General features: G+C 72.0%; 6 protein-coding genes. 2 read left to right on the top strand and 4 right to left on the bottom strand.

Annotated features, from left to right (window positions below):
- Positions 1-29: 29 nt before the first annotated feature.
- Positions 30-617 (bottom strand): HutD family protein, encoded by a 588-nt coding sequence (locus ABZ371_RS22540; RefSeq protein WP_358682588.1) that lies wholly within the window; start codon positions 615-617, stop codon positions 30-32.
- A gap of 295 nt (positions 618-912) precedes the next feature.
- Here ABZ371_RS22540 and ABZ371_RS22535 point away from each other — a divergent pair, with 295 nt between their 5' ends.
- On the top strand, positions 913-1,827 hold the full coding sequence (locus ABZ371_RS22535) for a rhomboid family intramembrane serine protease (RefSeq protein WP_358682586.1): 915 nt from the start codon (positions 913-915) through the stop codon (positions 1,825-1,827).
- 226 nt (positions 1,828-2,053) lie between these two features.
- Here the strand turns inward: ABZ371_RS22535 and ABZ371_RS22530 are convergent, their stop codons facing one another.
- The 3 genes from ABZ371_RS22530 to ABZ371_RS22520 form a co-directional block, all read right to left on the bottom strand.
- Positions 2,054-3,514 carry a glutamate synthase subunit beta gene (locus tag ABZ371_RS22530; protein ID WP_358682584.1) on the bottom strand — a complete coding sequence of 487 codons (1,461 nt, stop codon included), beginning with the start codon at positions 3,512-3,514 and terminating at the stop codon, positions 2,054-2,056.
- Positions 3,507-8,066: a glutamate synthase large subunit gene (gene gltB, locus ABZ371_RS22525; protein WP_358682581.1), complete on the bottom strand. Its 4,560-nt coding sequence runs from the start codon at positions 8,064-8,066 to the stop codon at positions 3,507-3,509. The genes ABZ371_RS22530 and gltB overlap by 8 nt, the downstream gene beginning before the upstream one ends.
- Positions 8,067-8,484: 418 nt before the next feature.
- Complete coding sequence (locus tag ABZ371_RS22520) at positions 8,485-9,219, bottom strand: VIT1/CCC1 transporter family protein (RefSeq protein WP_358682578.1); 735 nt, start codon at positions 9,217-9,219, stop codon at positions 8,485-8,487.
- 272 nt (positions 9,220-9,491) lie between these two features.
- Between ABZ371_RS22520 and ABZ371_RS22515 the strand changes: the two genes are divergently transcribed.
- The coding region (locus tag ABZ371_RS22515) for an ADP-ribosylglycohydrolase family protein (protein WP_358682575.1) at positions 9,492-10,608 on the top strand (1,117 nt) is incomplete at its 3' end.

Raw genomic sequence — 10,608 nt, 5'->3', positions numbered from 1 at the left:
GGCGCCTCACACCCCCCGGGGCAGCCGTGTCACGTGCCGGGCAGGGTCACCAACGCGGCGTACCCGTGCGTGCGCAGGACGCCCGCCGGCGTCCCCGCGGCGAGTACGGCGTCGTAGCGGCGCAGCCGGAGAGAGGTGCCACCGCCGAAGGTCTCCCCCGGCACCGGGCCCTCGAGTACCGCGCCGTCCTCCAGCGCGACGGCCACCACCGTGCCGCCCCGCGGAGGGATCAGGCGCACGGTCCCCCGCACCACGGCGGTCGACGCGGGCACGCGGTCCCGCCGGTACATCACGTTGAGGTTGACGACCGGGCCGTGGAGGAGGTGGCCGTAGGTCTCCCGGTCACCGGGGAAGTCGTGCGGCCACAGAGGCTCGTCGACGATGTGGTGCTCACCGTCGACCAGCAGGTCCATGCCCTCCCCCTCGACGACGGTGAGGGTGCGGTCGATGCCCGGGAACGAGGAGAACGGTCCGTCGGCGGTCACGTCGGCCAGGCTGACGCGCCAGTCGAAGGCGCCGCCCGCCGCCCCCGAGGCCGCGATCTCCCGGGTGACTCCCCCGCCGTTGCGCCAGAAAGTGGCCTCGCGGTCGGCCGCCCGCAGTACGCGCGGGGTCACCGGACCATGCCCTGGGCCGTGGCAGCCGCCGGCCGGCGGGGGACGGCGACCCGCGGGCCTGGGGCTCCGGGCGGCGGGGTGGCCATGGGGTCTCCGATCCGGTGCGTGCTCGACGGTGCCGCCCGCCGGACGGTCCACCGCGCCCGGACGGCGGGGCTGTCACGTGCCCGGTCGCGGCGGTTCGGGAGTCCAGAGCCTAGAGCACCCGGCTGCCCCGCCCACCCCCGTGTTCGCTATCTTGATCGCCGCCGCCCCCGCGGCCCCTCCTCCCCGTCCACGAACGAAGGAGCCGGCCATGGAGGCCGCCCCCACCGTGTGCCATCGCCATCCGTCGTACGAGACGTACGTGCGCTGCACGCGTTGCGACCGCTACATGTGCCCCGACTGCATGCGCGAGGCCGCCGTCGGCCATCACTGCGTGGACTGTGTGCGGGAGGGGCGGCGTTCGGTCCGCCGGGCCCGCTCCGTGTTCGGCGGGGCCGTGCCGCGGGCCGCGAAGCCCGTGGTGACGTACGCGCTGATGGGGCTGAACGCCGTCGCGTACGTCGTCCAGGTGGCGGTGGCCGGGGTGACGGACCGGTTCGGGATGCTCGGTGCGGCGCTGACCGACCCGGCGGGCGCGCAGTACTACTACCGGGGGGAGACCTTCGCCGGTCTCGATCTGGTCGGGGTGGCCGGCGGCGAGTGGTACCGGCTGCTCACCGGCGGGTTCCTGCACCTGCCGCCGGACGAGTCGTTCGGCGTGATGCACCTGGTCTTCAACATGTTCGCGCTCTGGAACGTGGGCCGGGCCGTCGAGGAGCAGCTCGGCCGGGCGCGGTACCTGGCGCTGTACCTGCTGTCCACGCTGGGCGGTTCGGTGCTGGTGTACGTGCTCGCGCCGGACACCCTGACGGTGGGCGCCTCGGGCGCGATCTTCGGTCTGGGCGCGGCGTACTACGTCATCAGCCGGCGTCTGGGCCGGGACATGCAGCCGGTCAACCGGTTCATGGCCGTGCTGCTGCTGTGGATGGCCGTGTCCGCCGCGGTCACCTCGTGGCAGGGCCACCTCGGCGGGCTGCTGACGGGTGGCCTGGTGACCTACGCCCTCGCCTACGCCCCGGTGCGGCTGCGGACCTCCGTCGCGCAGTGCGCCGGCGGCGCGGCCCTGCTCGTGGTCCTGGCGCTGGTGGTGGCGGTGCGGACGGCCTCGCTGACGGGTGCCGCCTGACGATCCACCGGGCTTCGCCGGTACGGCCGCGCGCTCCCGCCGGAGCCGCGCCCGCCCCGGAGGTGGTGCCTCCCGGAGGCGGCCGGCCGGCGGGGCCGTTCGGCCGCGTGCGGCCCGGCGCCGCTCCCCCGGACACGCCACAGCGCCCGCCATGGTCCGGTCGGGGACGAGGCGGGCGCCGTGTTCAGTTCCGTACGCCGTTGTACGGGACGTCGGTGTGCCGTGATCAGACCATCAGTGAACGGTCCGTCGGGCGGATCGGGGCCGGCAGCGCGCTGGCGCCGGTGAGGTAGCGGTCCACACCGCGTGCCGCGGAGCGGCCCTCGGCGATGGCCCACACGATGAGGGACTGGCCACGGCCCGCGTCGCCGGCGACGTAGACGCCTTCGACGTTGGTCGCGTAGTCCTCGTCACGGGCGATGTTACCGCGCTCGTCGAGGTCGAGGCCGAACTGCTGCACGAGGCCGTTGGCCTGGTCGGTGCCGGTGAAGCCCATGGCCAGGGTGACGAGCTGGGCCGGGATGACACGCTCGGTGCCCGCCTTCTGCTCCAGCTTGCCGTCCTTGAACTCCACCTCGATCAGGTGCAGCGACTGGACGTTGCCGTCCTCGTCGCCCTCGAAGTGGGTGGTCGAGACGGAGTAGAGCCGCTCGCCGCCCTCCTCGTGCGCGGAGGTGACCTTGTAGAGCATGGGGAACGTCGGCCAGGGCTGGTTGGCGTTACGGTCCTCGCCCGGCTTCGGCATGATCTCCAGCTGGGTAACGGAGGCCGCTCCCTGCCGGTGCGCGGTGCCGACGCAGTCGGCGCCGGTGTCGCCGCCGCCGATGACGACGACGTGCTTGCCCTCGGCGGTGATCGGGGAGACCGTCAGGTCGCCCTCCCGCACCTTGTTGGCGAGCGGGAGGTACTCCATCGCGAAGTGCACACCGTTCAGCTCCCGGCCCGGGACGGGCAGGTCGCGGGAGACGGTGGCCCCGGCGGCGATGACGACCGAGTCGTAGCGGCGGCGCAGCTTCGCGGCGTCGATGTCGCGGCCGATCTCGGTCTCCGTGCGGAACTTGGTGCCCTCCGCGCGCATCTGCTCGATGCGGCGGTTGATGTGCGACTTCTCCATCTTGAACTCGGGGATGCCGTAGCGCAGCAGGCCGCCGATGCGGTCGGCGCGCTCGTAGACGACGACCGTGTGGCCGGCCCGGGTCAGCTGCTGGGCGGCGGCCAGTCCGGCCGGGCCGGAGCCGATGACGGCGACGGTCTTGCCGGAGAGGCGCTCGGGCGGCTGCGGGGTGACGTCGCCGCTCTCCCAGGCCTTGTCGATGATCGAGACTTCGACGTTCTTGATGGTGACGGCCGGCTGGTTGATGCCGAGCACGCACGCCGACTCGCAGGGAGCGGGGCACAGCCGCCCGGTGAACTCCGGGAAGTTGTTCGTGGCGTGCAGGCGCTCGGACGCGGCGGACCAGTCCTCGCGGTAGGCGTAGTCGTTCCACTCGGGGATGAGGTTTCCGAGCGGACAGCCGTTGTGGCAGAACGGGATGCCGCAGTCCATGCAGCGGCCGGCCTGCTTGCTGATGATCGGGAGCAGCGAACCGGGAACGTAGACCTCGTTCCAGTCCTTGACGCGCTCGTCGACGGGGCGGGTCCTGGCGACCTCGCGTCCGGTGGTCAGGAAGCCCTTGGGGTCAGCCATTGGTCGCCGCCTCCATCATCTTCTCGGTGGTCTCCTGCTCGGAGAGACCGGCGAGCTCAGCGGCGTCCTTGGCGGCGAGCACTGCCTTGTAGGTGGACGGGATGATCTTGCGGAACCGGGTCACCGCGGTGTCCCAGTCGGCGAGCAGCTTCTCGGCGACCGTGGAACCGGTCTCCTCCTGGTGGCGGCGCACGACGTCGTGCAGCCACTGCTCGTCGACGGTGTCGAGCGTCTCGACGGCGCCGAGGTTGCCCGTGTTGACGTTGTCGAGGTCCAGGTCGATGACGTACGCGATGCCGCCCGACATGCCCGCGGCGAAGTTGCGTCCGGTCTCGCCGAGGACGACCGCGTGACCGCCGGTCATGTACTCGCAGCCGTGGTCGCCCACGCCTTCGGAGACGACCGTGGCGCCGGAGTTGCGGACGCAGAAGCGCTCGCCGGTCCGGCCGCGGAGGAAGAGCTCGCCGCCGGTCGCCCCGTAGGCGATGGTGTTGCCCGCGATGGTCGAGTACTCGGCGAGGTGGTCGGCGCCCCGGTCCGGGCGGACGACGACACGGCCGCCGGAGAGGCCCTTGCCGACGTAGTCGTTGGCGTCGCCCTCCAGGCGCAGGGTGACGCCCCGCGGGACGAACGCCCCGAAGGACTGGCCGGCGGAGCCCGTGAAGGTGATGTCGATGGTGTCGTCGGGCAGGCCCTCGCCACCGAACTTCTTGGTGACCTCATGGCCCAGCATGGTGCCGACGGTGCGGTTGATGTTGCGGATCGCGATCTGGGCGCGGACCGGCTGGGCCGCCTCGGCGCTGTCGGCGCCGAGGGCGTCGGCGGCGAGCTTGATCAGCTCGTTGTCGAGGGCCTTGGCCAGGCCGTGGTCCTGCTCGGCGATCCGGTGGCGCACCGCGCCCTCGGGGAGGACGGGCACGTGGAAGAGGGGCTCGAGGTCGAGGCCCTGGGCCTTCCAGTGGGTGACGGCCCGGTCCGTCTCGAGGATCTCGGCGTGGCCGACGGCCTCCTCGATGGTGCGGAAGCCGAGTTCGGCGAGGATCTCGCGGACCTCTTCGGCGATGAACTCGAAGAAGTTGACGATGTACTCGGCCTTGCCGGAGAACCGGTCGCGCAGGACCGGGTTCTGGGTGGCGATGCCGACCGGACAGGTGTCGAGGTGGCACACGCGCATCATGACGCAGCCGGAGACGACGAGGGGCGCGGTCGCGAAACCGAACTCCTCGGCGCCCAGCAGGGCGGCGATGACGACGTCGCGGCCGGTCTTGAGCTGGCCGTCGGTCTGGACGACGATGCGGTCGCGCAGACCGTTGAGCAGCAGGGTCTGCTGGGTCTCGGCGAGGCCGAGCTCCCAGGGGCCGCCCGCGTGCTTGAGCGAGGTGAGCGGGGAGGCGCCCGTGCCGCCGTCGTGGCCGGAGATGAGGACGACGTCCGCGTGGGCCTTGGAGACGCCCGCGGCGACCGTTCCGACGCCGACCTCGGAGACCAGCTTCACGTGGATGCGGGCTGCCGGGTTGGCGTTCTTCAGGTCGTGGATCAGCTGGGCGAGGTCCTCGATGGAGTAGATGTCGTGGTGCGGCGGGGGCGAGATCAGGCCGACGCCCGGGGTGGAGTGCCGGGTCCTGGCGACCCACGGGTAGACCTTGTGACCGGGCAGCTGGCCGCCCTCGCCGGGCTTGGCGCCCTGCGCCATCTTGATCTGGATGTCGTCCGCGTTGACCAGGTACTCGCTGGTCACACCGAAGCGGCCGGAGGCGACCTGCTTGATGGACGAGCGGCGCGCCGGGTCGTACAGCCGCTCGGCGTCCTCGCCGCCCTCACCGGTGTTGGACTTGCCGCCCAGCTGGTTCATGGCGATGGCGAGGGTCTCGTGCGCCTCCTGGGAGATGGAGCCGTACGACATGGCGCCGGTGGAGAAGCGCTTGACGATGTCGGAGACGGACTCGACCTCGTCGACGGAGATGGGCTCGCGGTCCGACCGGAAGCCGAACAGGCCGCGGAGCGTCATGAGGCGCTCGGACTGCTCGTTGACCCGGCCGGTGTACTTCTTGAAGATGTCGTACCGGCGGTTGCGGGTGGCGTGCTGGAGGCGGAAGACCGTCTCCGGGTCGAACAGGTGCGGCTCGCCCTCGCGGCGCCACTGGTACTCGCCGCCGATGTCCAGCGCGCGGTGCGAGGCGGAGATGCCGGAGGCCGGGTAGGCCTTGGCGTGGCGGGCGGCGACCTCCTTGGCGACGACGTCGAGTCCGGCGCCGCCGATCTTGGTGGGGGTGCCGTTGAAGTACTGCGCGACGAAGGCCTCGTCGAGGCCGACGGCCTCGAAGACCTGGGCGCCCCGGTAGGAGGCGACCGTCGAGATGCCCATCTTGGACATGACCTTCAGGACGCCCTTGCCGAGGGCGTAGATGAGGTTGCGGATGGCCTGCTCGGGCTCGATCCCCTCGATGAACGTGCCGGCGCGGACGAGGTCCTCGACGGACTCCATCGCGAGGTAGGGGTTGACGGCGGCGGCGCCGTAGCCGATGAGCAGGGCGACGTGGTGGACCTCGCGGACGTCACCGGCCTCGACCAGCAGGCCCACCTGGGTGCGCTGCTTGGTGCGGATGAGGTGGTGGTGGACGGACGAGGTGAGCAGCAGCGACGGGATCGGCGCGTGCTCGGCGTCGGAGTGCCGGTCGGACAGGACGATGAGGCGGGCGCCGTCCTCTATGGCGGCGTCGACCTCGGTGCAGATCTGCTCGATGCGGGCCGCGAGGGCGTCCCCGCCGCCGCCGACCCGGTAGAGGCCGGCCAGGGTGGCGGCCTTCATGCCCGGCATGTCGCCGTCGGCGTTGATGTGTATGAGCTTGGCCAGCTCGTCGTTGTCGATGACCGGGAAGGGCAGCGCGACGTTGCGGCAGGTCGCGGCGGTCGGCTCCAGGATGTTGCCCTGGGGGCCGAGCGTGGAGCGCAGCGAGGTGACGAGCTCCTCGCGGATGGCGTCCAGCGGCGGGTTGGTGACCTGCGCGAACAGCTGGGTGAAGTAGTCGAAGAGCAGCCGGGGGCGCTCGGAGAGCGCGGCGATCGGCGAGTCGGTGCCCATGGAGCCGAGGGGCTCGCCGGCGGTGCGGGCCATCGGGGCGACGAGGACGCGGAGCTCTTCCTCGGTGTAGCCGAAGGTCTGCTGGCGGCGGGTGACGGAGGCGTGGGTGTGGACGATGTGCTCGCGCTCGGGAAGGTCCTCGAGCTCGATCTCGCCGGTCTCCAGCCACTCCTGGTACGGGTTCTCGGCGGCCAGGGACGCCTTGATCTCGTCGTCCTCGATGATGCGGTGCTCCGCGGTGTCCACGAGGAACATCCGGCCGGGCTGGAGGCGGCCCTTGCGGACGACCTTGGCCGGGTCGATGTCCAGGACGCCGACCTCGGAGGAGAGGACGACGAGGCCGTCGTCGGTGACCCAGTAGCGGCCGGGGCGCAGGCCGTTGCGGTCGAGGACCGCGCCGACCTGGGTGCCGTCGGTGAAGGTGACGCAGGCCGGGCCGTCCCAGGGCTCCATCATCGTGGAGTGGTACTGGTAGAAGGCGCGCCGGGCCGGGTCCATGGAGGCGTGGTTCTCCCACGCCTCGGGGACCATCATCAGCACCGAGTGCGGCAGGGAGCGCCCGCCGAGGTGGAGCAGCTCCAGGACCTCGTCGAAGGAGGCGGAGTCGGAGGCGTCCGGGGTGCAGACGGGGAAGATGCGGTCGAGCTGCGCCTCGCCGAAGAGGCTGGAGGCGAGCTGGGACTCGCGGGCCTTCATCCAGTTGCGGTTGCCCTTGACCGTGTTGATCTCGCCGTTGTGCGCGACGAAACGGTACGGGTGTGCGAGCGGCCAGCTCGGGAAGGTGTTGGTGGAGAAGCGGGAGTGCACCAGGGCGACCGCGGTGGCGAACCGGCGGTCGGAGAGGTCCGGGAAGAACGGCTCCAGCTGCCCGGTCGTGAGCATGCCCTTGTAGACGATCGTGCGTGCGGAGAGCGAGGGGAAGTACACCCCGGCCTCCCGCTCGGCGCGCTTGCGCAGGACGAAGGCCTTGCGGTCCAGCACGATGCCCGTGCTCGTGCCGTCGGCGACGATCAGCTGGCGGAACTCCGGCATGACGGCGCGGGCGCCGTTGCCGAGGATGTCCGGGGTGACCGGGACCTGGCGCCAGCCGAGGACGTCGAGGCCCTCTTCGGCGGCGATCTTCTCGATCCGCCGGACGGACGCGGTGGAGTCCTCCGCGGGCAGGAAGGCGATGCCGACGGCGTACGAGCCGGCCTCGGGGAGCTCGAACGCGACCTCTTCGCGGAGGAAGGCGTCCGGGACCTGAAGGAGGATGCCGGCGCCGTCACCCGAGTCGGGCTCGGATCCGGTGGCGCCGCGGTGTTCGAGGTTGCGCAGTACGGTCAGCGCCTGCTCGACCAGCTCATGGCTGGCCACACCGGTCAGTGTGGCCACGAACCCGACGCCACAGGCGTCGTGCTCGTTACGGGGGTCGTACATCCCCTGCTGAACGGGGCGACCGTCCATGGGCGACCAGGCGTCGGAACGCATCGGCTCTCCCGTCGTCGTCGTGGCATGTGCTGTGCCGAGGGACGACGTTGGCCCTCTGCGAAATTTCGTGCAGGTTACATGATGGAACGCTTCTCAAAAAGCGAATAGGTCGTTCCAACATGCGGACACCGCGGAGTCGCGGCGCCGGCGATTCGTGATCGCAAGGACCCGTGGGGATCACTGCCCGGAGGGGACCGCAGAGAGGAGGCGTCGTTGCCTGTCGGTCTACGGCTCATGCCCTGCGGTCATCGATTCGAAACCGCCGAGTAACGGCTACTTATGTGTAGCACTGCATAGTGTCTCATTTTACGGCCGCACCGGCCGATCCGCCCAGACACCGGCGCCAAGACGTACGTCACACCCGGGAGCACGCCCCCGCGGGGCGGACGCCTCCTCGGGTGAACACCCGGGGACGCCGTCAGCTTCCCACCGCCACGCCGAAGAGGGAGCCCAGGCCGTACGTGAGCGCCGCGGCGGCCCCACCGAGCACGAGCTGGCGCAGCCCGCTGAACCACCAGCCGCGTGCCGTCACCCTGGCCACCACCGCACCGCAGGCGAACAGGCCGGTCAGCGCGAGCAGCACGGCGGGCCACAGCGCGGTGGCACCGAGCAGGTACGGCAGTACGGGCAGCAGGGCGCCCAGCGCGAAGGCACCGAACGACGACACGGCGGCGACGAGCGGGGAGGGCAGGTCACCGGGGTCGATGCCGAGTTCCTCGCGGGCGTGGATCTCCAGTGCCTGTTCGGGGTCCTTCGACAGCTGCCGCGCGACCTCCTGCGCGAGCGCCCGCTCGACGCCCCGGGACTCGTACAGGGCGGCGAGCTCGCGCATCTCGTCCTTGGGGTGCCTGCGCAGCTCGCGCCGCTCCACGTCGAGCTCCGCCTCCACCAGCTCGCGCTGCGAGGCGACGGAGGTGTACTCGCCGGCCGCCATGGAGAACGCCCCGGCGGCCAGGCCCGCCAGACCCGTGATGACGACGGTCTGGTGGGAGACGGCTCCGCCGGCGACGCCGGTCATCAGGGCGAGGTTGGAGACCAGGCCGTCCATGGCGCCGAAGACGGCGGGGCGCAGCCAGCCGCCGTTCACGTCACGGTGCGTGTGATTGTCCCGGTGCGCCTCGTGCAGTACGGCGTCGGTCTCGATGATGGCCACAGAGCTCTCCCCTTCTCCGGGACGGGCTTGTGCGTTCCGCCCCCGTTCAACACCCTCGAAAGTACGCACCGAAAGGGCCTCCCGCCAGCAAGGAAGGCCGTACTTACCTGCCTCGGAGGCGGGCTCGGAGGCAGGTTCGGAGACAGGTTCGCCGACCGCCCGGAGGCGTCAGCCGTGTGGCCGCTTTCTCGCCGGATCGGGCTCGCCCGGGCCCTCGCGGGGAACGGATCGCGCAGGCGGTGAACCGCCCGGTGCGAGCGAAGGGTCACGCTATGGAGCTGAGGGCGGGCGGTCCGGTGGAGCCGCCGGCGGGCGGCGGGCCGGGGAGCACGGGCGACCGGGCACGGGGCGCGCTGCTGGGGCCCGCCGTGGGGGACGCGCTGGGCGCCCCGGCGGAGAACCTGCGGCCGTCCGAGATCCGCCGCCGGTGGGGGCGCATCGAGGGCTTCGTCAGCGAGGACCCGGCGGGGACGGACGACACCGAGTACGCGATCTTCTCCGGGCTGCTGCTCGCCCGGCACGGTTCGGCGCTCACGGTCTCCCACGTGGAGCGGGCCTGGCACCACTGGATCGCCGACCTCGACGAGGGTCCCTTCCGGGGTGCGGGTTTCAGCGAGCGCGGCACGCTGGAGAACCTGCGCCGGGGCCTCGCCGCGCCGATCTCGGCGCAGCACCGGCACGCGTGGAGTGACGGGCTCGCGATGCGGGCGGCGCCGTTCGGCGTCTTCGCGGCGGGCAGGCCCAGGGAGGCGGCCCGGCTGGTGGAGGTGGACGGGCGGGTCAGCCACGAGGGAGAGGGCATCTACGGCGGGCAGGCGGTCGCGGCGGGGGTGGCCGCCGCCATGGTGGGGGCCGGGCCGGCGTCGGTGGTGGCCGCGGCACTGTCGGTCGTGCCGATGGACTCCTGGACGGCCCGCTCGCTGCGGCGCGCGGTGACGGCCGCGCAGCGCTCGTACCCGGACCGGCTGACGGCGGAGCGCGCGGTGCGGTCCGCGGTGGTGATCGGCGGGTATCCGTGGACGGATCTGGCCCCGGAGGCGGTGGGCCTGGCCTTCGGGGCCCTCACGGCGGCGCGCGGTGACTTCCGTACGGCGGTGCTGACGGCCGTGAACATGGGGCGGGACGCCGACACCACGGCGGCGGTGGCCGGTGCGCTGGCGGGCGCCCTGCACGGGGCTTCGGCCATCCCCCGGGAGTGGGCGTCAGCGATCGGCCCGGTCCGGGGCAGTTGCCTGCCGTCGATGCGGGGGTACCACGTGCTGGACATCGCGGAGCTGCTGACCCCGGACGACACGGAGCTGCCCGCGGCGGCGGCGCTCCGGGCCGGCGCCCCCGGCAGCCCGCCCCGCGGCGAACGGAGGTCCCGCGTGACGTGGTCGGGAACGGTGC

This window comes from Streptomyces sp. NPDC005899 (assembly GCF_040629645.1).
Lineage (GTDB): Bacteria > Actinomycetota > Actinomycetes > Streptomycetales > Streptomycetaceae > Streptomyces.
This window is presented reverse-complemented; position numbering and strand designations above follow the sequence as displayed.